The organism is Paenarthrobacter sp. NPDC089714 (genome assembly GCF_044748905.1).
Taxonomy (GTDB): domain Bacteria; phylum Actinomycetota; class Actinomycetes; order Actinomycetales; family Micrococcaceae; genus Arthrobacter.
On the sequence record NZ_JBIVGX010000003.1, the window covers coordinates 65,569 to 88,352 of the forward strand.

Sequence of the window (22,784 nt, forward strand, 5' to 3'; positions counted from 1 at the left end):
TTCGGGGCGCCCGGTGTGCGCCGGACATGGCATTCGCGCTGTTTACAGCGACAGAGGAGATAGACGTGGCGAGCTTTGTAGACCGGGTAGTCCTGCACGTTTCAGGCGGTACCGGCGGCCACGGCTGTGTTTCCGTCAAGCGTGAAAAATTCAAGCCACTCGGCGGACCCGACGGCGGCAACGGCGGCAATGGTGGCGACGTCATCCTCCGTGTGTCGTCGCAAACCACCACGTTGCTGGACTACCACCACGCTCCGCACCGCCACGCTACCAACGGTGGCCCCGGCATGGGGGACTGGCGCGGCGGCAAGAACGGCGAAACCCTGGTCCTTCCCGTACCCGACGGTACGGTGGTGAAAACCAAGGATGGCGACGTACTGGCTGACCTCGTGGGGGAGGGCACGGAGTACATCGCGGCCGCGGGTGGACAGGGTGGCCTGGGCAACGCCGCCCTTTCGTCGCAGAAGCGGCGTGCCCCCGGTTTTGCCTTGCTGGGCATCGAAGGCGATTCCAGCGACATCGTCCTGGAACTGAAGTCCATTGCAGATATTGCCCTGGTTGGATTCCCGTCTGCCGGCAAGTCCAGCCTGATCGCGGCCATGTCCGCTGCGCGCCCCAAGATTGCCGACTACCCGTTCACCACCCTGATCCCCAACCTGGGAGTGGTCCAGGCCGGTGAGGTCCGGTTCACCATTGCAGATGTTCCCGGACTGATTGAAGGGGCGAGCGAGGGCAAGGGCCTCGGCCATAACTTCCTGCGCCACGTTGAGCGCTGTGCTGCCCTGGTGCATGTCCTCGACTGCGGCACCCTGGAGTCCGACCGCGATCCGCTGTCCGACCTGGCCATCATCGAGGCCGAACTCGACAAGTATGCCGTGGACATGAGCTACGCCGGAGTCGACGGGGAGGTCGTTCCCCTTAATGAGCGTCCCAAGCTGGTAGTCCTGAACAAGGTGGACCTGCCGGACGGCAAGGACATGGCCGAGTTCGTCCGCCCGGACCTGGAAGCCCGCGGCTACCGTGTCTTCGAAGTTTCAGCCACCAGCCACGAAGGCCTGCGCCCGCTCAGCTTTGCCATGGCTGAAATCGTCAAGGCTGCCCGCGATGCCGTGGAGATCGCGCCACCGAAGGTAGCGGCACCGGTGCTGCGGCCCCGCGCGGTCAACGAATCCGGCTTCCGGATCCGCCGCGAGGAAAAGAACCTCGAGCCACTCTTCCGCGTGCTGGGCGAAAAGCCGGTGCGCTGGGTCAAGCAGACCGACTTCACCAACGAGGAAGCGATCGGCTTCCTTGCCGACCGCCTTGCCAAATTGGGCGTGGAGACCGAACTCTTCAAGGTCGGTGCCAAGCCCGGCGATACTGTGGTGATCGGCGAAGACGACGGCGTGGTCTTCGACTGGGAGCCAACCATGATGGCTGGCGCGGAACTCCTCGCCACGCCCCGTGGTACGGATATCCGGGTGGCCGACATCGGCGACCGTCCCACGCGGGCCCAGAAGCGCGAAGAACAGGTGGAGCGCCGCGAAGCGAAGGCCGCCGCGCGCGCCGAACTGGAAGCCGAGCGAAAGGCGGGCATCTGGACGGAGTCGGCCAGCCGCCGTCGTGCGCAGCCCATCAAGGAAAGCAACCTGGACAACGGTGATGACGACTAAAACCGTCGAAACCCCCCAACCGGACATCCACGAACGCCACGCACTGGCCTCCGCCAAGCGGATCGTGGTGAAGGTCGGTTCGTCGTCCCTGACCAGCATCAAGGGCGGTATTTCCGAAAAGTCGCTGACCGGCCTGGTCAACGCGCTGGCGGAGAAACGGAACGCAGGTGCCGAGATCATCCTGGTTTCCTCCGGTGCCATCGCTGCCGGCCTTGCCCCCTTGGGCCTGGCGAAGCGTCCCAAGGACCTCGCCACCCAGCAGGCAGCGGCCAGCGTGGGACAGGGCCTGCTCATGGCCCGCTACACCCAGGCCTTCAACGCCCACGGCGTCACTGTCAGCCAGGTCCTGCTCACCGCCGATGACCTCATGCGCCGCACCCAGCACACCAATGCATTCAGGGCTTTGGACCGTTTGCTGAACCTCGGGGTGGTGCCTGTGGTCAATGAGAACGACACCGTGGCCACCCACGAAATCCGTTTCGGCGACAATGACCGCCTTGCGGCCCTTGTGGCCCACCTGGTCCGCGCGGACGCGCTGGTGCTGCTTTCCGACGTCGACGCCCTCTACGACGGTCCTCCATCCCAGGGCGCGCAACGCATCCCGTTGGTCCGGGGACCGCAGGACCTCGAAGGCGTCACCATTGGCAAGGCCGGAAAGGCCGGCGTCGGTACCGGCGGCATGATGACCAAGGTTGAGGCGGCGTCCATTGCGGCAGGCTCGGGTATCCATGCCTTGGTCACCTCCACCGCCAACGCCGCCGCGGCGCTGAACGGCGGGAATGTGGGAACCTGGTTCGCCGTCAACGGCAACCGCAAGCCTGTCCGCCTTCTGTGGCTGGCGCATCTGGCCACGGTCCGTGGCCGGTTGGTGCTCGACGACGGCGCAGTGAAGGCCGTGCGCGAACGGCACAGGTCACTCCTGCCCGCAGGAATTTCCGAGGTTTCGGGGGAATTCGAAGCCGGCGACCCGGTGGAGATGGTTGGGCTGGACGGCGCCGTGGTGGCGCGAGGGCTGGTGAACTACTCCTCGGACGAACTGCCGAAGATGTTGGGGCGGTCCACCCAGGAACTTGGCCAGGCCATGGGCCGCGGCTATGATCGCGAAGTTGTTCATGTTGATGACCTGGTGCTCCTCCGGGCGCCCCGCTCATCTAAACTTGGAGCATGACTGAAGCGCTGACTCCTGACGCCCCCGTGATTTCCGACGTTTCCGGTGCCGCCGGCCAAACGCCGGGGAACCCTGCGGCGGGCACCGTTCCAGTCTCTGCCGGAGATGTCCAGTCTGCCGTTTACGGGATCGCAGACCGTTCCCGCAAGGCTGCCCGGCGCATGGGCCAGGCCAACCGTTCCTGGAAGGACAGCGCACTGCGGGCCATCGGCGCCGCCCTGCTGGACCAGCAGAAGCAGGTACTCGAAGCCAACGCCAAGGACGTGGCGGCGGGGCGGGCGAACGGTACATCTGCCGCCCTTTTGGACCGGCTGACCCTGACCCCGGCCCGGATTGACGGCCTGGTTGCCGCTCTGGAGAACCTTGCCGGGCTGCCCGATCCCGTGGGCAACGTGGTCCGCGGACAAACCCTGCCCAACGGCCTGCGCCTGCGCCAGGTCAACGTCCCGATGGGCGTGGTGGCCGCCATTTACGAGGCCCGCCCCAACGTCACCGTGGACATCGCAGGGCTTGCCCTCAAGAGCGGCAATGCCGTGATCCTGCGTGGCGGCTCGGCAGCGGCCAACACCAATGAGGCGTTGGTCCGTATCCTCCGCGAAGCCCTGGATTCCGTGGGCCTGCCTGCAGACGCAGTGCAGACCGTCGACCAGTTCGGCCGGGAGGGCGCCAACGTGCTCATGCGTGCCCGCGGCAAGGTGGATGTGCTCATTCCCCGCGGCGGGCGTGACCTGATCCAGACCGTAGTCACCAACTCTTCCGTTCCCGTCATTGAGACGGGCGAGGGCAACGTCCATATCTTCATCGACGAGTCCGCGGGCGAAGAGATGGCCGTGGACATCCTGCTCAACGCCAAGACCCAGCGTCCCAGTGTTTGCAACACCGTGGAAACGCTCCTGGTGCACTCCGGTTCCACGGTGCTTCCCGCTGTGGCCAAGGCCCTTCGTTCCGCTGGAGTCACCCTCCACGTGGATGACAGGATCGCCGCCGCCTTGGGTGCGAACGTCGAAACGGTACCGGCTGACGACGACGATTGGGCCACCGAGTACATGGACCTGGACCTCGCCGTCGCCATGGTGGACACCCTCGATGATGCGGTCAAGCACATCCGTACCTGGACCACCGGCCACACCGAAGCGATCCTGACCAACAACCTGGCCAATGCGGAAAGGTTCATTGCCGAGGTGGATTCCGCTGCCGTCATCGTCAATGCCTCCACGCGCTTTACCGACGGCGGCGAGCTTGGCTTGGGTGCCGAGGTAGGCATCTCCACGCAGAAGCTCCATGCGCGCGGCCCCATGGGCCTGACGGAACTGACCACCACCAAGTGGATCGTCCAGGGCGAAGGCCAAGTCCGCGGCTAGCAACGCTGTAACATAGAACAGAAGTCCGAAGCGGCGGGAAGGCCCGCCGTCGTCATCCTTTGAGAACCAACTAGGGGAGAAGATGCTGTTTCAGCAGATCGCCATATCCATTGCCGCGCAAACCGAGGGCGGTCACGAGGAAGCTGCGCCGCTGTGGGCAGAACCGTGGGTCTTTGGCATCGTCATGTTCGCCCTCCTCCTGGTCCTCATGTTCGTGACCCTCTCCTACACCAACCTCGGCAACCGCCACGAGGCCGTGGAAGAGCACAGTGACCCGCACCGCCAGCACCCGAACAAGCACACGCACAAGCCGGGCCACTGACATCATCGCTGCAACACCGCGTGGGGATTCGGGGCGCAGGCTCCGTTTGGGCGTGATGGGTGGAACGTTTGATCCCATCCACCACGGCCACCTTGTGGCTGCGAGCGAAGTTGCTGCCAAGTTCGACCTGGATGAAGTTGTCTTCGTGCCCACGGGACAACCATGGCAAAAGTCCAGTAAGAAAGTCAGCAAGCCCGAGCACCGCTATTTGATGACGGTCATTGCCACCGCTTCCAATCCCCGCTTCACTGTGAGCCGGGTGGATGTGGACCGTCCAGGCCCCACGTACACCATCGACACCCTGCGCGATCTCCGCCATCAGCGTCCGGATGCCGATCTGTTCTTCATCACGGGCGCTGATGCCTTGGCGCAAATCCTGTCCTGGAAGGACGTTGACGAGCTGTGGTCGCTGGCCCATTTTGTGGGTGTGACCCGGCCCGGACACGAACTCCACAACCTTGGCCGGGACGACGTCAGCCTGCTTGAGGTTCCAGCCATGGCCATCTCGTCAACGGACTGCCGCAACCGGGTGAATGAAGGAAATCCTGTCTGGTACCTCGTGCCGGATGGTGTGGTGCAGTACATCGCAAAGTATGGACTGTACGCGCCAGGAAGCAGCGCAGGGGAGTTGGCACCAGCGCTTGCCGGATCAGACGACCAAGCACGTACTGAATGAGTTTTCAATGAGCAGCCAGGAACAGCGACCCATCCGCAGCAGGCGTGAGCTTCGCCGCGCCCGCGAAGAGCAGGAGCAAGCCCAGGCCACCGCGACCACACCGGATGCAGCACAGCCCGCATCCCCACCGGAAGCACCCCAGCCGGCGCAGGCCGAGGACAACGGCCGGAACCGTCGCGCCGCTGACGCCCCCCTGGACGCGGTGGCGCCTGCGACAGAGCGCTCCTCACAGATCCGCGCCCGCGACCGTGCCGCCCTCCGGACCATCAAAGAGCTCGCCGACAAGGAAGAGCAGCTTTCCGGTGGTGGCCCGCCCACCCGGCGCCAGCTCCGCCTGCAGCAGCTCCAGGCAGAGGTGGCTACCTCCGCCAATCCGATTGTGCCGGCGCCCGGTGCCAAGGCTCCGGAGCCGGCTGCGCCTCCAGACGAGGCAAAGGACGCCCCCATCTCTGCCGTGCCGGGAGCGAAGGCCGCCGGACCGACAGACGCTCAGTCCGCAGCGGACGGTTCCGAAATGTCAGTGGAGCAGGCCCTTGCGGTCCGTGAGCTGATTGCGGCCCAAGTGCAAAACCAGACTGCCAAGCTGGAACATATCGCCGAGCAGGATCCCCTCGCGGTGGATCCCGAGGTCCTTGCCCAGCAGATTGCGTTGGCTGAGCGTGCGGCCGTCCTGAACAAGAGGGCAGCGGCCAAGCAGAAGCTGGCCGAGAAGGCCGCGCCAGAGAAAGCCTCTGGAGAAAAGACCGAGTCGAAGGCGCCCGGCACGGCCTCGGGACCGTCCACTGCAAACAACCTTGCCATGGTCACCCCGCTTGAATTCGTCAAGGTGCCTGGCGTTGAGCGTCCGGTCATGAAGCGGCCCAGCACCACCTTTGTCCCCGTTGTAACGTCGGCCAACGCCAAGGCCGCGCCCGCCGCAGGTAACGGACGGCCCTCCCGGGGGCGTGCCGGGGTCCTTGCCCGTGCCGAAGCGGTGGCGAGGAACGCGCGGAAGCGCAATGCCGTCGTCGTTGATCCGGGGCAGGAAGCCGAGCATCCGCCGGTTTCGGCACGTACCGCTTACGGGCTGGATCCCCTCGACGCCAATACCGCGGGCCTGGCCAGGGCGCAGCGCAGCCGCCTGCTGCAATACGGGGTCCTCGCGTTGGGCCTCGTTGCACTTATTGTCGGCATCATCATGATCACGAGCGGTTAGTTCCGCTGGAAATACGGCTTTCGCCACCCAAAGGCCCTCCGGCCACTACAAGGAGTCCCTGTGTCTGCACACGAACAATCCATTACCCTCGCCCGCCACGCAGCGCGTGCCGCGGCAGAGAAACTTGCCGAGGACATTGTCGCCCTGGACGTCAGTGAGCGCCTGGCGCTGACCGACGTCTTCCTGATCGCTTCGGCTCCCACAGAACGCCAGGTCAACGCGATCGTGGACGGCATCGAGGAAGAGCTCCTGAAGCAGGACCTGCGTCCCGTACGCCGCGAAGGCCGGTCTGAAGGCCGCTGGGTACTCCTGGACTACGCCGACATCGTTATCCACGTCCAGCACGCTGAGGATCGCGTGTTCTACGCGCTTGAGCGTCTGTGGAAGGACTGCCCTGTGGTGGACCTCGAGCTCGGCGACGATGCTTCGGCGAAGGCTGTGGCCGGCGAGGATTCCGACGGCCAGTAGGCTTTTCACCTCGGAATATGCCCGATTTGGAATTATCGGAAATGCTGTTCTAAGATATTTGAGTTGCTTCGGCAGGAAGGGCTGGAAAGCCTGGAAGCGAAACAACAAGAATATGGGGCTGTGGCGCAGCTGGTAGCGCACCTGCATGGCATGCAGGGGGTCAGGGGTTCGAGTCCCCTCAGCTCCACCCTAACGATCTCCCTCTTCGCAAAGGCGAAGGGGGAGATTTTTGTTTCCCGGAAGCGGCCACATCATGTGATCTACATCATTCCGGCTCGATTTCGCATCTCGATACTTTGTGGGTAGTATTGACGAGTTGCTTCGGCAGGAAGGGAAGACTTCCGCTGAAAACAACACGTCCGGGGCTGTGGCGCAGCTGGTAGCGCACCTGCATGGCATGCAGGGGGTCAGGGGTTCGAGTCCCCTCAGCTCCACTTCGGACAAAAGGCCCCGCTCGTCAGAGCGGGGCCTTTTTCGTGGAACCGGGCTACTCCTGTGGCCGGGCAAATTCCGCGGCGCTCAGGAACTCGACGCCTTGGAACGGTTCGTCGCCTACCACCCGGGCGTTGTGGCCCGGCGGGATGGTGTAGGAGTCTCCGGCGGAAATACTGATGCGGTTGCCGTCGTCGGTTTCCACTTCCAGGGCTCCGGAGACGCAGAAGCCGACGTGGTTCAGCTGGCACGTATCGGTGCCCACCACCGGCTTGATGCAGTCTGCCCACGTCCAACCTGGTTGGAAGGTATTTCGCCCAATGGTGTAGTCGCCCACGGTGACGATGTCCACCACGGTCTTGTCCGGTCGGCGGGTTTCGTCCGGAGAGTTATGTGACTTCACTTGCAGTTGCGTGACAACATTGACAGTCATGGTTTTGCTCGCAGGGGAGGGGGAGCCGGATCGCTGATGGTCCCGGCGCCGGGCTCACGGGGAAGCCGGGATCAGTGCCCTGAACGGGTGTTTGTGCTGTGTGCACCAACCACGTTCCTCCCAAGCGACCGTGAAGTCGAGACACTTTGGCGTACGAATTTCTTACATCTGCAAAGAGGAAAAGCACCGTGATGTTATCTGGGTTGGATGCTCTGTTCGGCACCTTGGGGCGCTTTCCCGATGTTGAGGCGGACAACCTGCACGCCTACGATGCGACGGACAGGCTCCTGCTGGACACCGCTGCCGAACTGCTGGCAGCGGATACCCGCGTAGTGGTGATCGGCGACCGCTACGGAGCCCTCACCCTCGGTTCCCTGGTGGGCTTGGGCGTCGACCATGTCAGTGTCCACCAGGACCTCTTTACCGGCCGCATGGCCCTGCGGCACAACGCCCGCGCAGCGGGCCTTGAGGACCGGTACGCGGCCCACGAACTCGGCGCGGAGCTGCTGTCAGGCGCGAACCTGGTGCTTCTGCAGTTGCCCAAGTCGCTGGCGGAACTGGAGGAAATTGCCGACGCCGTGGCCCGCTTCGCTGCGCCCGGCGCGGTGCTGCTGGCCGGTGGCCGCGTGAAGCACATGAGCCTGGGCATGAATACCGTGCTGGAGAAGTCGTTTTCGACGGTGCAACCCCAACATGCCCGCCAAAAATCCAGGGTGCTGAAGGCCAGCGGACCCACAGCCACAGCTGGCAAGGCGCCTTACCCGGTCCTGGAGCACCTGGCCGAACTGGATCTGGATGTTTGCGCCCACGGAGCTGCGTTCTCCGGGGCCCGGCTGGATATCGGCACGCGTTTCCTCCTGACTTTCCTGGACCGCATGCCGGCCGCCGGCACAGTGGTGGACCTTGGGTGTGGTACCGGGATCCTGGCCACGATGTATGCGCGCCGCTTTCCAGCGTCCAGGGTGCTGGCGACGGACCAGTCCGCCGCTGCCGTTGCCTCGGCCCGCGGAACAGCTGCTGCCAATGGCCTGGACGGACGGGTGACGGTGGTTCACGACGATGCGATGTCCTCGTTCGACTCCGGCAGTGCGGAACTTATCCTGCTGAACCCTCCCTTCCATCTGGGTGCCAGCGTCCACGCCGGCGCCGCCCTCAAGATGTTCGACGCAGCAGCCCGCGTGCTAGCCCCGGGCGGGGAACTCTGGACGGTTTACAACAGCCACCTGCAGTATCGTCCGGTTTTGGGACGCCTCGTCGGACCAACAACGGTGGAGGGCCGCAACCCGAAGTTCACGGTGACGCGGAGCCGGAAGGCCTGACCCCGGCACGCCCGGCGTGTCATGAAACACGTCAGTGCCGCAGGCGTCACATAGAATTCAGTGTCGTCGGTATCTGCCCCTGGCTCCGGTTGTTGTGTGCACATACCCGTCTGAGCGGGGGTGACGTACGATTCTGACACAGATGAAGTTCAAGGAATTTGTTTCTCAAGACAAGGGGAATCCGTGACTGAGATCCGGACGCCGGCACCAAGGCGCGGAACGAACCTACCCCGTATGGGCGACTTCAATCTGACGGTGATCCTGGAAGCTATCCGGCGGTCTTCCGGAGGGCTCAGCCGTGTTGAACTCGCACACATCGTGGGGTTGTCGCCGCAGACCATTTCCAACATCTCCCGCCGCCTCCTGGACCAGGAACTCATTGTCGAGGCAGGTAAGGAAGGCACCGGTCCAGGCAAGCCCCGCACCATCCTTCGCTTGAATCCATCCGGCATGTACGCCGTGGGTGTCCACCTGGACCCGGCCGTCATTACCTTCGTGGTCCTGGACCTGCTGGGGGATGTGGTCAGGCATTCGCGTATGGCCACCCCGGGTGGCGACCCGGCAGCAGTCATTACGAGCATCGCCGGGCAGATCCAGGTGCTCATCGAGGAATCGGGCGTGGACCAGTCAAAGATTGCCGGGCTGGGCGTCGCCGTGCCGGGTCCGATCGACCTTGACGAAGGTTCCGTTGTTGAGCCGCCGTTGCTGACCCGGTGGAACCGGGTGCGCATCCGTGAAGCCCTCACCGAAGCCACGGGCCTTGAGACGCTGGTGGACAAGGATGTCACCAGCGCCGCCGTTGCGGAGACGTGGGCTGGTGGAGCGAGCGGGGCCGGCAGTTTTGTCTTCATGTACATGGGAACCGGCATCGGCTGCGGCCTTGTCCTCAACGACGAGGTGGTCCGGGGTACGTCGGGCAACGCTGGCGAGATTGGGCACATCATTGTGGACCCGGACGGCCCTCCCTGCGATTGCGGGCTGCGGGGTTGCGTGAAATCCTCGTGCATCCCGCAGGTCCTGGTGGCCGAAGCAGAGGCTGCCGGTGTCCTGGATGGTCATGGCCAGGAGGATGGCCCGGCCGTGCAGGAGCGCTATGCCATGCTGTGTGACAAGGCGGACGCCGGGGACGAAAAGGCGATCGCCATCCTGGAGAAGTCCGCCGTCCTGGTTGCCCGCGCGGTTTCCGTGGTAACGAACACCCTCGATGTTGAACGCGTGGTGTTCGGCGGTCCGTTCTGGGGCCGGATGTCCAAGTACTTCCTGGGCAGCGTACCCCAGCTCATTGCGCAGAACAGTGCCGCCCGGATGATCCACGGCATCGATGTGGTTGGCTCGGGCGTAGGCGAGGACGTGGGCGCCATTGGGGCAGCATGCCTCGTCCTGGAACACACCCTGGCTCCCCGGGCGCAAAGGCTCCTGCTGGAAGGCTGAGGCTCTGTCTCGGGGATCAGTCGATGTCTTTGGGGGTCAGTCGATGTCTTCGACGATCTCCCCGTACGGAATGGACTCATCCACATGGGCCTGATGACCGGTAGGTCCGTGGTTGTAGGTGATCCGTACCCCGTGGCGCTGGTCCGCGGCAGACTGGAGTAATACGGGCCGGACGGCGTCATTGACGTGTTGGGTCTGGCTGTCGAGGTACTGCTGGTAGGCGGCTGGTAGCTGATGCATGGCAAAAGGATAGACCTCCGAAGTCCGCATGGGGAGGGGTACCCATTGCGGGCCAAGGTGGTTGCGGCTTGGATAGAGTGGCCGGAAGCAGGACCGCGCCGTACACCTGGTGCGGCAAACTGAAAACTGAACGCCACCGAGGGGATAACGAGTGCTTCAAAACACCGCCACAGCCGGGATCGATGCACCGGATATGGCCCGTGCGCAGCAACTCGTCGGCGGTATCGTCCGTAGTTTCGAAGCCAAGGTAGTGGGCCAGGAACGGTTGCGGGAAACCCTGGTGATCGGTCTCCTGACGAGCGGCCACGTCCTTTTGGAAAGCGTTCCGGGATTGGCCAAGACCACTGCTGCCCATGCCTTGGCCGAGGCTGTCAGCGCCGATTTCCGCCGGATCCAATGTACGCCCGACCTGCTTCCCAGCGACATCGCTGGAACCCAGATCTTCGATGCCGCCAAGGGCACCTTCGTCACGCAGCTGGGCCCTGTCCACGCCAACATCGTGCTGCTCGACGAAATCAACCGGTCCAGCGCCAAGACCCAGAGCGCCATGCTGGAAGCCATGCAGGAACGGCAGACTTCGATCGGGGGCGAGTCCTATCCGCTGCCACAGCCCTTCCTGGTGCTGGCCACGCAGAACCCCATAGAGCAGGAGGGCACCTACAGGTTGCCCGAGGCGCAGATGGACCGCTTCATGCTCAAGGATGTGCTTGATTACCCGAGCCCGGCGGAGGAAGCCGAAGTCATCCGCAGGATTGACGCCGGCGTGTTCGACTCCGGGCAGAAACCTCCCGCTGCAGCGTCGCTGGACGCGGTGCTCCAGGTCCAGGAACTGGTGCGGCGCGTCTACATTGATCCGGCGATTGTCCGGTACATCGTGGGCCTGGCTTACGTCACCCGGAATGCCGCGCAGTACCTTGAGCCGCAGCTGGCCTCGCTGATCGAGTTCGGCGCAAGTCCACGGGCGAGTATCGCCTTCAGCCAGGCTGCCCGGGCACTCGCGCTGCTCAGCGGACGCGACCACGTCATACCGGAAGACGTCAAGGGCCTGGCGCACAGGGTCCTTCGGCACAGGATCGTGCTTGGCTTTGATGCGGTAGTGGAAGGCGTTGCCGTGGAGACAGTCATTGACGCAGTCCTGGCGTCGGTGCAGACACCCTAGGGGCGTCAGTGCCCAGCCTGCTACAACGCGTCAAGGCGAAGATGTTCATCTTTGCCCATCGGAAAACAACCGCATTGCTTGACGGTGAATACGGTTCGGTCTTCAAGGGACGCAGCCTTGATTTCGATGACCTCCGTTCCTATGTTCCCGGGGATGAGGTTCGCGACATCGACTGGAAAGCCACCGCCCGGCACGGTTCGCCCCTGGTGAAGCGTTACACGGCAGTCCGGCGCCACTCCGTCCTCTTGCTGGTGGACACCGGGCGCACCATGGCCGCCGAAGCGGCTTCCGGGGAAGCCAAAGTGGACCTCGCCATCCAGGCCGCAGGAGTTGTGGGCTACCTCGCCTGCCGCCACGGTGACGACGTCGGCCTCCTCCATGGTTCGGCCGAAGCCACCCGCTACCTCCCGCCGCGTTCCGGCGAACACCATCTCGAACGGCTGTTGCGCGAGGTGCAGGAAGCCGTGCGCCCCGAAGGGCCTGCGAGCGCACTGGCAGGGCAGCTCGACTACGCGTTGAGGTACCTGAAGGGGCGGCTCCTTGTGGTGGGGGTGGCCGATGAGTTCCTGCCGGACGCACGGACTGAGGAGTTGCTCCGCCGGTTGAGGGTGCGCCATGAGGTTCTTTGGCTCACCATCAGGGACGCCTACCTGGCGGGGGAGGAAGGCGGAGGGTCAAGCCGGGATGTTGGGCAGGGATTCGTGATTCCGGGTGCGCTGGCGGACAGCAGAGAAGTCCGGCAGGCCTATGCGGCGGCCATGGACCGGCGTGATTCGCAACGCAGGGATGTTTTCCGTCGGCTGGGGATCGCGGAGGAGCAGGTGGGCAGCAGCGGCGAGATGGTGTCCGCGGTGTTCGCGTTGTTGGAGAGGCACAAGTCCGGGAAGGCCAAGCGTGCAGGATAACTCCGGTTTCTACGGTCCTCTTGCGTACAGCCAGGCGTGGTTCTGGCTGGGTGTGCTGGTCTTGCTGGTGGTGGCCGCCTGGTATGCCTTTCTCTTGTGGCCCCGCCGCAAGAGGGCACACCGGACCCATCCGGTGGTTCCCCGGGACCTGGCGGGCTTGCGGCTCTCCTGCCTGCAGGCGATCGATTCGGTCGTGGCCGATGCCGACGCCGGACGGTTGCCCGAGCGCGCCGCACACCAACGGTTGAGCTTCCTGGTGCGGGAATTCGCCGGGCACGTGACGGGAAAGCCTGCCACGTCCATGACGCTGGAGGAGTTGCGCAGGTACGCCCTGGAACCGTTCGTCGACGGGATAGCAGGCATCTATCCTGCAGAGTTTGAACCCGTTAGTGGCCGCACGGTCCAGGACTCCGCGGCAGCCGCACGGGAGGCGGTGCGCGCATGGAATTGACGTCCTGGTGGGTTGTCCCGGCAGCGGCGGCTGTCGTCGTTGTCGTTTGGTTCCTCTACCGCAGGCACCGGCAAGAGGTTTCCCGGCTGGTGGCCCATGGAGACCGTCTGACGGCCTTGCCGGAGTACCAACGGGCCCTCGGCAGGCACCGCACATCCTTGATCGTGGCGCTGGTGCTCGCCTCGGTCTTCCTCGGCGCCACGGTGACGGCAGCGGCCCGGCCCGCCCAACGCAGCACGGAGCAACCCGAAGCGAGGAACCGCGACATCGTCCTTTGCCTTGACGTCTCCGGTTCCATGACCAGTACCGACGCTGCCCTGGCTGCAGTCTTCGAGCAGCTTGCGCGGGAATTCGACGGCGAGCGCATCGGCATGGTGATTTTCGACAGCAGCAGCGTTCACCTGTTCCCGCTGACGGATGACTACGACTACGTGGCCGGGCAACTTGCCGAGGCCAGGAAAGCCTTGGACAGCGGTGCTGGGTCCTTCTTCGATGGCACCTGGAGCCGGGGAGGATCGTCGCTGATCGGTGACGGCCTGGCATCCTGCGTACAGGCCTTTCCTGATACCTCGCCAGGCACAGGAGACGCCCGGCGCTCGCGGTCGGTGATCTTTGCCACGGACAATTTCCTGTCCGGGGACCCGATTTTCACGCTGGAGCAGGCCAGTGAGCTGGCCAAAGGCAAGGACGTGAAAGTGTATGCCCTGAATCCGGGGGACCTGGATTACGGCGGGGCCGAAGACCAGCCCGGGGCACAGTTGCGGGCGGCCGCCGAAGCAACCGGTGGGAGCTATTACACGCTGGACAGCCCGGACGCCGTCCCAGGGATCGTTGCAACGGTGGAGGAGACTGAGGCCGCGGGTTACCTCAAGGCGCCGCAGGCCGTGATTGCCGACTCGCCTGCGTGGCCTTTGGGCCTTGCCTTGGTGTCCGGCGCGGGTCTGCTGCTGCTTGGTTGGCGGTCGCGCCTATGACGCTGGCCCCTATCATTCCCTGGCCGTTCATTGCGCTTGCCGGAGTTGCCGTGGTTGCGTTCGTCGCCTGGACCGTGTTTACCCGGAAGCAGCCCCAACCTCTGGTGCGCCGGACAGCGCTCCGGGCGGCCGCCGTCGTGCTTTTGCTTGTCGCCGCCCTCCGCCCGGGCTGGCCCGGTGACGGCGGCCGGACCGCAGTGACCGACCTGGATGTTTTCTTCGTGGTGGATACCAGCACCAGCATGGCAGCGGAGGACTATCGCGGAAGCGGGATGCGCCTTGCGGGCGTCCAAGAGGATGTGCTGGGCGTGGCCAAGGAACTCGCCGGCGCCAAGTTCTCCCTGATCACCTTTGACAGCGGGGCGACCGTTCGCATGCCGTTGAGCCAGGACGCCACAGCGCTCCAGACGGCTGTGGCCACCCTGCAACCGCAGAACCCCCGCTACGCCGCAGGCAGCAGTATCACCGAAGCCGGTGCGCTGCTGAAGAAACAGCTCGCCGCGGCGAAGGAAAAGCACCCCGGGCGTCCTGCGGTGGTGTTCTATGCCGGGGACGGTGAGAACACGGCAGCATCCTCGCCTGAACGCCTGCCGCTTGAACCCTCGGCAGTCAGCGGGGGAGCGGTGCTAGGCTATGGCACCACTGACGGTGGCAGGATGAAGGACCCCTCGGACCCGAAGGGCGGATACGTCAAGGACAAGAACGCTGAGGTAGCCGTCTCGAAGATCGACGAGGACGCCTTGAGGACCATCGCCACCCAACTCGGCGTCCCGTACGTGCACCGTACGGGAAGCGGGGGAACCGAAGAGATGCTCGGCAAAGCCAAACCTGGCGTGCTTGTCGCGGTTTCCGACGACGGATCCGGCCGCTTGGAACTGTACTGGCTGTTGGCACTGGCGGCTTTCCTGATCCTGGTGCAGGAGCCGTTCCGGCACGCGACAGCCCTGAGGGCCCTGCGGGCGTCCGGAACGCGGGAAAGGGGGCTCGTCCGGTGACTCGTCAAGGTACGGAAGCAAGCAGCGCTCGACGCCGGAAGCGTCGCCTGGCGTGGTGGTCGGCCCCGGCTGCCCTCGCTGCGCTCGCCGTCGCTGCGAAGCTGCTGAGCGTCGGAGCCCTGGGTGGCGCAGCGGCGGAAGCATTCGCAGCGGGAAACCAACACGGGCTTTCGGATGCTGCAGGCGGGCTCTTGTTCGCCAATGTCCTGGAGCCGCATAAAGCCTTGGTTGCCTCCGGAGATGCGCACGTACTGGCCGGTGACTTCATCTCGGCCCGCAGCGATTTCACGAAAGCGCTCCAGGCCGGGCCGGGGGACGACGAATGCAGGATCCGGGTCAACCTTGCCCTGAGCATCGAGAAGCTGGGAGACTCCGCCGCGTCTTCCCGGGATCCCCAAGCAGCCGCCCTGTATGCGGAGGCCTTGGAGGTGGTGCAGGAAGCTCCGGGGTCCTGCCACGAGGACGGGCCGGGCAACAGGGAGGGTGAAGGCCAGCGGCTGGATGCGGCGGGGGAGCGCCTCGAAGCCAAGAAAACGTCCCACTCCGGCGAATCGCCATCGAAAGACCAAGGATCCGGGCAGCCTTCTGTCCAGCAACAGGACCAACTCCAGCAGTTGCAGGAGAGCGCCCGGAAGGCACAGAGTGAGCGGACCGAAGGCCAGGACCGTGATCGGTACCTCCGTGGCCCCGACGACCCAGGCGTGGATCGGCCCTGGTAAAAACCTGGTAAGACCCTGGTGAAAAAGGTAACCGGCCGCCGTCGGGCGTTAAGGCCTACTCCCAGACGATCTCGTCGTCCACCACGCCGTCTTCATCGGCGGAGACCACCAAGGTTTCGTCCGTGAAATGCGAGCCCAACGTGAAGTCGAGCACAAAGTAGCGTTCAGGCTGGCCCGGATAGATCGCTACGTGGCCGAGCCTGAGGGCTTTGAGGAAGACGTCGTTGGTGAGTTGCGTCTTGTCCCTGACTCCGAAGACCGATTCCAGCTGCTCCTCCTTGAGCTGGGTGCTGTGGAAGTGCAGGAACTGTTGGGGGTTGGTACCGTCCTGGTCCAGTTCGTCGGCGATCATCTCCCGGACCTGGTCCACCAGCTCCGGGAGGAACCTGAGGCGGTAGTCCACCTTGTGCAGTGCTGCCTCGTCGAAATGGTCGTGCGCCGTGACATTAAGGTCCAGCTCCAGGGCGTTCCCGGCTATTTCGTGTTTGGCCACGAAGCAGTGTTCACGCCCGTGATTGAGCTCGATTTCCCCGAAATGCTTGCTCGCTACCTTGCCCATGTGATCAATCTAACCCCATCAACCAGAGGGTTCCAGCACTTGCGGATATTTCACCGCCGCCGCTGCGGAGCCTTCGACGGTGCTGGTTTGAGCGGCGGCAGTCCCGCCTTTCCGGACGTTCCCTTCAAGGTGTCCGCAAGGAGCTGGGTAAAGAGCTGAACCTGCGCTGTGCGCTTCTCGTTGATGAGCAGTGCGAACACGTTGCGCGCCAGCCGGATGTCCGGCACGTCAAGGACCACGACGCCGGATGGCCGGTTCCGCAGCGCCAGTTCCGGAACCAGCGAGGCACCCAGTCCGGCTGCCGTCATCTCGAGGCTCGCGTGGAAGTCGTCACTGTAGGCCACTACCCGGGGGTGCAGATTGCAACTGGCGAAGAGACGCTCGATCACCAGGGCGTCGCTGGTGCCTGGGTGGTGCACGATCCACGGCATGTCCGAAAGGTGCGCCGCTTCGATCTCCGCGTCTTCGCGGATCTTCCAGGAAGCAGGGAGCACCACGCGGAAGTTGTCATCGCCGATCCACTGGCGTTCCAGGGAGTGCGGCCAGGCCAGGCCGGACTGGCCCACCTGGTAGACGAGGGCAACGTCGAGTTCACCTCCGGTCCGCAGTCCCTGGATGGTCTGGGCAGGCTCGGCGACAGAGACTTTGAGCTCGATCCCCAGGCCGTTCCAGCGATCGTTCCGCAGGATGTCCGGCAGGACATAGGTTGCCAGGCTGGGGAAGATGCCAAGCCGGAGCTCCTGTGCCGGCGCATCGTTGGTCCTGGACGCAGCAGCCATGAGCGCTTCCACATCCGTGAGGACCTTGGAAGCATGGCGGGTCATGGTGACTGCCGCCTCGGTCGGCACCACGCTCCGGGCTGAGCGTTGGAACAGTTCCACGCCCGTGTCCCGTTCCAAAGCGGCCATTTGCTGGGAGACGGCAGAAGCCGTGTAGCCAAGCTGGGTGGCGGCGGCCGCGAAGGATCCCAGCCGGGTGACCTCCAGCAGGGTCCGGAGGTGGAGAAGATTGACCATCAGAGGATTTTAGCTGTTCGCCACGCCACATTTTTCAAACTGTCACGACACGCCGGGAGCCGGCGACACGCGGGAGATTTAATGTGGCTAAGTAGTCCACAGGGTGTGGATTTCATCTCTCACTTTGGCGGAATTACGGACATTTTGAGGCCGCCTGCCTGTGGACGACCGGTGGATTGAATGACATACTTGTAATACATCATCTTGGGGTTCCGGCGAGGCGCTTGCACTACATGTAGTATCGATTTACGGATTGAGCGGGAAACCAGCACAAGACCAAACAGAGCGTGTTGGCTGTCACGGCAGCCCGCGGGTCGTCATCGGATGCAGTACATGGTTCCGGTTGAGCCCGCCAGATACGAAGAGCAACAGACTTCAACTAAGGGGACAGGGATCATGACCGTAACGGTTTACACGAAGCCGGCCTGTGTTCAGTGCAACGCAACCTACCGGGCGCTCGACAAGAAGGGCATCGCCTACCAGAGTGTCGACATCTCCCAGGATGCCGAGGCCCTTGAGCGTCTGAAGGCACTGGGTTACATGCAGGCACCGGTCGTGGTAACCGAGCAGGACCACTGGTCCGGATTCCGCCCGGACAAGATCGAGGAGCTGGCGCAGACCGTTTCCTCCTCCGTGGCCTAAGGTTCGTCAACTACGACGCCACAACAGACAAAGAATTCCTATGTAGTCGAGGTGACTCCCATGGCACCGCTGGCAGCGGCCACCGTACGCAACACCACGGAAGCTGTCACCACCAGGAGTCACCTCATCTACTTTTCCTCCACCTCCGAAAACACCAAGCGCTTTGTCCAGAAACTGGGCCGGGATGCCGCGCGCATTCCGCTTTATGCCCAGGATGCGCCGCTTCAGGCCCTTGAACCCTTCGTCCTCGTCCTGCCCACGTATGGCGGCACCAACGGCGAAGGCTCCGTGCCCAAGCAGGTCATCAAGTTTCTGAACAACCCGCGGAACAGGGAACTGATCCGCGGTGTTATCGGGGCGGGGAACACCAACTTCGCGGACAACTATTGCGCAGCCGGGGACATCATCGCCGCCAAGTGCAAGGTGCCGCATCTCTACAGGTTTGAACTCATGGGGACGCCCGAAGACGTCGACCGGGTCAATCAAGGATTGGAAAAGTTTTGGACACGACTGTCGCAGAAACAGAAGTAACCGGGGGCACTGTGGACACGGCCAAGAAGCCACTGCCGGAGGCCTATAAAGGCCTTGGCTATCACGAGCTCAACGCGATGCTGAACCTGTATGGCGCCAATGGCGAGATCCAGTTCGAGGCAGACCGCGAAGCTGCTCACCAGTACTTCCTGCAGCACGTGAACAACAACACGGTGTTCTTCCATGACCTGGAAGAGAAGCTCGACTACCTGGTGAAGAACCAGTACTACGAGCGCGAAACGCTGGACCAGTACACCATGAACTTCATCCGCGACCTCTTCAACCGGGCGTACAAGAAGAAGTTCCGCTTCGAGACCTTCCTCGGCGCCTTCAAGTTCTACACCTCCTACACCTTGAAGACTTTCGACGGCAAGCGCTTCCTTGAGCGCTACGAAGACCGCGTCTGCATGGTGGCCCTCCACCTTGGCCGCGGCAACGAAGAACTCGCCACCCGCCTGGTGGACGAGATCATCGACGGACGCTTCCAGCCGGCTACCCCCACGTTCCTTAATGCCGGCAAGGCGCAGCGCGGCGAGCTCGTTTCCTGCTTCCTCCTCCGTATCGAGGACAACATGGAGTCGATCGCCCGTGGCATCAACTCGGCTCTGCAGCTTTCCAAGCGCGGTGGCGGCGTTGCCCTCTCGCTGACCAACATCCGCGAGCACGGTGCCCCGATCAAGCAGATCGAAAACCAGTCCTCCGGCGTGATCCCCGTGATGAAGCTCCTCGAAGACAGCTTCTCCTACGCCAACCAGCTCGGTGCCCGCCAGGGTGCAGGTGCCGTGTACCTGCACGCCCACCACCCGGACATCTACCGCTTCCTGGACACCAAGCGCGAGAACGCCGACGAGAAGATCCGCATCAAGACCCTCTCCTTGGGCGTGGTGATTCCGGACATCACGTTCGAGCTCGCCAAGAAGAACGAGGACATGTACCTCTTCTCGCCGTACGACGTTGAGCGCGTTTACGGTGTGCCCTTCTCCGACATCTCCGTGACGGAGAAGTACTACGAGATGGTGGACGATTCCCGGATCAAGAAGTCCAAGATCAACGCCCGCGAGTTCTTCCAGACGCTCGCCGAGATCCAGTTCGAGTCCGGCTACCCGTACATCATGTTCGAGGACACGGTGAACCGGGCCAACCCGATCGACGGCAAGATCACCATGAGCAACCTGTGCTCGGAGATCCTGCAGGTTTCCACGCCGTCCATTTACAGCGAGGACCTGAACTACGAAACCGTGGGCAAGGACATCTCCTGCAACCTCGGTTCCATGAACATCGCCAAGACCATGGACTCGCCGGACTTCGGCCTGTCGATCGAGACGTCCATCCGTGCGCTCAGCGCGGTCTCGGACATGTCCTACATCAACTCGGTGCCCTCGATTGCCCAGGGCAACGCCCAGAGCCACGCAATCGGCCTTGGCCAGATGAACCTGCACGGCTACCTTGCCCGTGAGCACGTCCACTACGGTTCCGAAGAGGGGTTGGACTTCACCAACATCTACTTCTACACGGTGCTGTTCCACGCCCTGCGTGCCTCCAACAAGCTGGCCATCGAAACGGGCCAGACCTTCGGCGGCTTCGAAAACTCCAAGTACGCAAGCGGCGAGTTCTTCGACAAGTACACCGAGCAGGAATGGGCTCCGGAAACCGAGCGTGTCCGTGAACTGTTCGCTGGCCACCAGATTCCTACCCAGGACGACTGGCGCGAACTCAAGGCCTCGGTCATGGAGCACGGCATCTACAACCAGAACCTCCAGGCTGTTCCGCCTACCGGTTCCATCAGCTACATCAACAACTCCACCTCGTCGATCCACCCGGTGGCCGCCAAGATCGAAATCCGCAAGGAAGGTAAGATCGGCCGCGTCTACTACCCGGCTCCGTACCTGACCAACGACAACCTGGAGTACTACCAGGACGCGTACGAGATCGGCTACGAGAAGATCATCGACACCTACGCCGCTGCCACGCAGCACGTCGACCAGGGCTTGTCCCTGACGCTGTTCTTCAAGGACACCGCCACCACGCGGGACATCAACAAGGCCCAGATCTACGCATGGCGCAAGGGCATCAAGACGCTCTACTACATCCGTCTCCGCCAGATGGCTCTTGAGGGCACCGAGGTGGAGGGCTGTGTTTCATGTGCCCTATGACGGTGGTGCTTTGAGATGAAAGGGATTACGACGGCGACAGGCGGCTTGGTCTATGGCATCAGGCTTCGACGCGAGGTCGAGTACCGCTATGTCGGAATTACGACCAAGACCGCCAGCCGTCGGTTCCACCAACATCTCAGGGTTGCGGCTCAAGGCCGCAAAACTCCGTTCTACGACTGGGTCAGAAAACAGAATCCCGCAGACCTGATAGCCGATGAACTCGATTGGCTCGAAGGACTGGATCAGCTTGGACGGGCCGAAGTTGACTGGATCGCATATTTGAGAAGCCAAGGTGATCGTCTCCTGAATCTCTCAGATGGTGGGCTGGGCCCGACCGGAGTGGTCTGGACGGACGAAATGCGTGATGCTGCTCGTCTTCGATCCAAAGGGCGCAAAGGTCTGAGCCGATTCGGTGAGGAAAATCCATTCTTTGGCATGTCACATTCGACGGAGCAGCGTCAGAAGTGGGCAGAGGAGCGCAAGGGCACGTTTGTGGGACCGGACAATCCTAATTTTGGGAGGTACGGTCGGGATCATCCAGGCTTCGGGCACACCATGTCGGCAGAGGCACGTCAGGCGCTTTCCGAAGCCTTCACGGGTGAAGGCAACCCAAACTACGGAAAGACGGCCAGCGCCGAGACGCGAGCCAAGATGTCAGCGGCACGTAGAGGCGTATCAAAGCCATCCAGCCGCCGAAGCGCCCACACCCGCCATCACACTAACAAGGGCATCGTGAAGCCCACCTGTCAGCATTGCATCGACGATGCAGCACAAGCCAAGCTCATGCGAGAAAGTGAAAACGACAAATGACTGAGAAAGTGAAGCTCCTGAGCCACGTCGAAGCCATCAACTGGAACAAGATCCAGGATGACAAGGACGTGGAAGTCTGGAACCGCCTGGTCAACAACTTCTGGCTGCCGGAGAAAGTGCCGCTGTCCAACGACGTCCAGTCGTGGCACACGCTGACGCCGCAGGAGCAGCAGCTCACCATGCGTGTCTTCACCGGCCTCACCCTGCTGGACACCATCCAGGGCACCGTCGGTGCGGTTTCCTTGATCCCGGATGCGCTGACCCCGCACGAAGAAGCTGTGTACACCAACATCGCCTTCATGGAGTCGGTGCACGCCAAGTCGTACTCGTCCATTTTCTCCACCCTGTGCTCCACCAAGGAGATTGACGACGCTTTCCGCTGGTCGCTCGAGAATGAGAACCTGCAGAAGAAGGCGCAGATCGTCATGGATTACTACCAGGGCGACGACCCCTTGAAGCGCAAGGTCGCTTCCACCCTGCTGGAAAGCTTCCTCTTCTACTCGGGCTTCTATCTGCCCATGTACTGGTCTTCCCGCGCCAAGCTCACGAACACAGCCGACCTCATTCGCCTCATCATCCGCGACGAGGCCGTGCACGGTTATTACATCGGCTACAAGTTCCAGAAGGGCCTTGAGAAGGTTTCCGAGGCGCGCAAGCAAGAGATCAAGGACTACACGTTCGAGCTCCTCTTCGAACTGTACGAAAACGAAGTCCAGTACACGCACGACCTCTACGACGGCGTTGGCCTGGCCGAGGACGTCAAGAAGTTCCTGCACTACAACGCCAACAAGGCCCTCATGAACCTGGGCTACGAAGCCATGTTCCCGGCATCCGTCACCGACGTGAACCCGGCCATCCTTTCCGCCCTGTCCCCGAACGCCGACGAGAACCACGACTTCTTCTCCGGCTCGGGCTCCTCCTACGTCATCGGCAAGGCCGTGAACACGGAGGACGAGGACTGGGAGTTCTAGTCTCGGTCCACTGCCGAGCCGTGCGTTTCTTCGTCTCGTGGTGGTGCCAGACTTCTTGTACGACTTCTTGTGGGATGAGAATAAAGACGGAGTCTGTAATTGCATTTCTTTTACATCTATAACTGTGGTCTACAAGGTGATGCTTGAATGCCGGTAGATGTTGGGGTTCGCGAATTGCGGGCGAGTTCAAGAAACCATGCTC

24 protein-coding genes and 2 tRNA genes are annotated in these 22,784 nt (G+C 62.9%); 22 read left to right on the forward strand and 4 right to left on the reverse strand.

Annotated elements, in window-relative coordinates:
• The first annotated feature begins 65 nt into the window (after positions 1-65).
• The 9 genes from obgE (at position 66) to ACIPY3_RS06995 (ending at position 7,276) form a co-directional block, all read left to right on the forward strand.
• The gene (gene obgE, locus ACIPY3_RS06955) at positions 66-1,652 is read left to right on the forward strand and encodes a GTPase ObgE (protein WP_400331801.1); all 1,587 of its coding nucleotides are present in this window, start codon (positions 66-68) and stop codon (positions 1,650-1,652) included.
• Entirely contained in the window at positions 1,642-2,820 is a 1,179-nt protein-coding gene (gene proB / locus ACIPY3_RS06960; RefSeq protein ID WP_400331804.1) for a glutamate 5-kinase, read from the forward strand. The genes obgE and proB overlap by 11 nt, the downstream gene beginning before the upstream one ends.
• Positions 2,817-4,181: a glutamate-5-semialdehyde dehydrogenase gene (locus tag ACIPY3_RS06965; protein ID WP_400331807.1), complete on the forward strand. Its 1,365-nt coding sequence runs from the start codon at positions 2,817-2,819 to the stop codon at positions 4,179-4,181. The genes proB and ACIPY3_RS06965 overlap by 4 nt, the downstream gene beginning before the upstream one ends.
• An 82-nt stretch (positions 4,182-4,263) precedes the next feature.
• A complete protein-coding gene (locus ACIPY3_RS06970; protein WP_397321568.1) occupies positions 4,264-4,503 on the forward strand; it encodes a hypothetical protein in 240 nt (79 codons plus the stop codon).
• A 46-nt stretch (positions 4,504-4,549) separates the two neighbouring features.
• Positions 4,550-5,179, forward strand: coding sequence for a nicotinate-nucleotide adenylyltransferase (gene nadD, locus ACIPY3_RS06975; RefSeq protein ID WP_400332596.1), 630 nt, complete (start codon positions 4,550-4,552; stop codon positions 5,177-5,179).
• Between the two features lie 7 nt (positions 5,180-5,186).
• Positions 5,187-6,374 carry a hypothetical protein gene (locus ACIPY3_RS06980; RefSeq protein WP_400331811.1) on the forward strand — a complete coding sequence of 396 codons (1,188 nt, stop codon included), beginning with the start codon at positions 5,187-5,189 and terminating at the stop codon, positions 6,372-6,374.
• A gap of 60 nt (positions 6,375-6,434) precedes the next feature.
• Positions 6,435-6,842, forward strand: coding sequence for a ribosome silencing factor (gene rsfS / locus ACIPY3_RS06985; protein WP_400331814.1), 408 nt, complete (start codon positions 6,435-6,437; stop codon positions 6,840-6,842).
• A 114-nt stretch (positions 6,843-6,956) separates the two neighbouring features.
• A tRNA-Ala gene (locus ACIPY3_RS06990) sits at positions 6,957-7,029 on the forward strand.
• A 174-nt stretch (positions 7,030-7,203) separates the two neighbouring features.
• Positions 7,204-7,276 (forward strand) — tRNA-Ala (locus tag ACIPY3_RS06995).
• Between the two features lie 53 nt (positions 7,277-7,329).
• On the opposite strand, the gene ACIPY3_RS07000 is transcribed toward ACIPY3_RS06995, so the two are convergent.
• On the reverse strand, positions 7,330-7,707 hold the full coding sequence (locus tag ACIPY3_RS07000; RefSeq protein WP_397321571.1) for a cupin domain-containing protein: 378 nt from the start codon (positions 7,705-7,707) through the stop codon (positions 7,330-7,332).
• Between the two features lie 191 nt (positions 7,708-7,898).
• On the opposite strand from ACIPY3_RS07000, the gene ACIPY3_RS07005 reads away from it, so the two are divergent.
• Positions 7,899-9,026 (forward strand): class I SAM-dependent methyltransferase, encoded by a 1,128-nt coding sequence (locus tag ACIPY3_RS07005; RefSeq protein ID WP_400332599.1) that lies wholly within the window; start codon positions 7,899-7,901, stop codon positions 9,024-9,026.
• A gap of 234 nt (positions 9,027-9,260) precedes the next feature.
• Positions 9,261-10,457 (forward strand): ROK family transcriptional regulator, encoded by a 1,197-nt coding sequence (locus ACIPY3_RS07010; RefSeq protein WP_400331817.1) that lies wholly within the window; start codon positions 9,261-9,263, stop codon positions 10,455-10,457.
• Positions 10,458-10,493: 36 nt separating this feature from the next.
• On the opposite strand, the gene ACIPY3_RS07015 is transcribed toward ACIPY3_RS07010, so the two are convergent.
• The gene (locus ACIPY3_RS07015; protein WP_400331820.1) at positions 10,494-10,727 is read right to left on the reverse strand and encodes a hypothetical protein; all 234 of its coding nucleotides are present in this window, start codon (positions 10,725-10,727) and stop codon (positions 10,494-10,496) included.
• Between the two features lie 121 nt (positions 10,728-10,848).
• Between ACIPY3_RS07015 and ACIPY3_RS07020 the strand changes: the two genes are divergently transcribed.
• Genes ACIPY3_RS07020 through ACIPY3_RS07045 form a run of 6 tightly spaced genes read left to right on the forward strand, consistent with a single transcriptional unit; the run spans position 10,849 to position 15,900 of the window.
• Complete coding sequence (locus ACIPY3_RS07020) at positions 10,849-11,856, forward strand: AAA family ATPase (RefSeq protein WP_400331822.1); 1,008 nt, start codon at positions 10,849-10,851, stop codon at positions 11,854-11,856.
• A gap of 8 nt (positions 11,857-11,864) precedes the next feature.
• Complete coding sequence (locus ACIPY3_RS07025) at positions 11,865-12,761, forward strand: DUF58 domain-containing protein (protein WP_400331825.1); 897 nt, start codon at positions 11,865-11,867, stop codon at positions 12,759-12,761.
• Entirely contained in the window at positions 12,751-13,212 is a 462-nt protein-coding gene (locus tag ACIPY3_RS07030; RefSeq protein ID WP_400331828.1) for a hypothetical protein, read from the forward strand. Before ACIPY3_RS07025 ends, ACIPY3_RS07030 begins: the two co-directional genes overlap by 11 nt.
• The gene (locus ACIPY3_RS07035; RefSeq protein ID WP_400331831.1) at positions 13,203-14,186 is read left to right on the forward strand and encodes a VWA domain-containing protein; all 984 of its coding nucleotides are present in this window, start codon (positions 13,203-13,205) and stop codon (positions 14,184-14,186) included. The genes ACIPY3_RS07030 and ACIPY3_RS07035 overlap by 10 nt, the downstream gene beginning before the upstream one ends.
• Complete coding sequence (locus ACIPY3_RS07040; RefSeq protein ID WP_400331834.1) at positions 14,183-15,181, forward strand: VWA domain-containing protein; 999 nt, start codon at positions 14,183-14,185, stop codon at positions 15,179-15,181. The genes ACIPY3_RS07035 and ACIPY3_RS07040 overlap by 4 nt, the downstream gene beginning before the upstream one ends.
• Entirely contained in the window at positions 15,178-15,900 is a 723-nt protein-coding gene (locus tag ACIPY3_RS07045) for a hypothetical protein (protein ID WP_400331837.1), read from the forward strand. The genes ACIPY3_RS07040 and ACIPY3_RS07045 overlap by 4 nt, the downstream gene beginning before the upstream one ends.
• Positions 15,901-15,955: 55 nt before the next feature.
• On the opposite strand, the gene ACIPY3_RS07050 is transcribed toward ACIPY3_RS07045, so the two are convergent.
• A complete protein-coding gene (locus ACIPY3_RS07050; protein ID WP_400331840.1) occupies positions 15,956-16,459 on the reverse strand; it encodes a DUF2004 domain-containing protein in 504 nt (167 codons plus the stop codon).
• A gap of 50 nt (positions 16,460-16,509) precedes the next feature.
• Positions 16,510-17,475 carry a LysR family transcriptional regulator gene (locus ACIPY3_RS07055; RefSeq protein ID WP_400331842.1) on the reverse strand — a complete coding sequence of 322 codons (966 nt, stop codon included), beginning with the start codon at positions 17,473-17,475 and terminating at the stop codon, positions 16,510-16,512.
• Positions 17,476-17,871: 396 nt separating this feature from the next.
• Here ACIPY3_RS07055 and nrdH point away from each other — a divergent pair, with 396 nt between their 5' ends.
• From nrdH to nrdF, 5 genes are read left to right on the forward strand one after another with little or no spacing between them, the layout of a single operon-like run.
• Positions 17,872-18,117 carry a glutaredoxin-like protein NrdH gene (nrdH, locus tag ACIPY3_RS07060; RefSeq protein ID WP_387437143.1) on the forward strand — a complete coding sequence of 82 codons (246 nt, stop codon included), beginning with the start codon at positions 17,872-17,874 and terminating at the stop codon, positions 18,115-18,117.
• Between the two features lie 60 nt (positions 18,118-18,177).
• The gene (gene nrdI, locus ACIPY3_RS07065; protein WP_400331846.1) at positions 18,178-18,648 is read left to right on the forward strand and encodes a class Ib ribonucleoside-diphosphate reductase assembly flavoprotein NrdI; all 471 of its coding nucleotides are present in this window, start codon (positions 18,178-18,180) and stop codon (positions 18,646-18,648) included.
• An 11-nt stretch (positions 18,649-18,659) separates the two neighbouring features.
• A complete protein-coding gene (gene nrdE, locus ACIPY3_RS07070; RefSeq protein WP_400332602.1) occupies positions 18,660-20,801 on the forward strand; it encodes a class 1b ribonucleoside-diphosphate reductase subunit alpha in 2,142 nt (713 codons plus the stop codon).
• 15 nt (positions 20,802-20,816) lie between these two features.
• A complete protein-coding gene (locus ACIPY3_RS07075) occupies positions 20,817-21,611 on the forward strand; it encodes an NUMOD3 domain-containing DNA-binding protein (RefSeq protein ID WP_400331849.1) in 795 nt (264 codons plus the stop codon).
• On the forward strand, positions 21,608-22,582 hold the full coding sequence (gene nrdF / locus ACIPY3_RS07080; protein ID WP_397321585.1) for a class 1b ribonucleoside-diphosphate reductase subunit beta: 975 nt from the start codon (positions 21,608-21,610) through the stop codon (positions 22,580-22,582). Before ACIPY3_RS07075 ends, nrdF begins: the two co-directional genes overlap by 4 nt.
• Positions 22,583-22,784 lie beyond the last annotated feature (202 nt).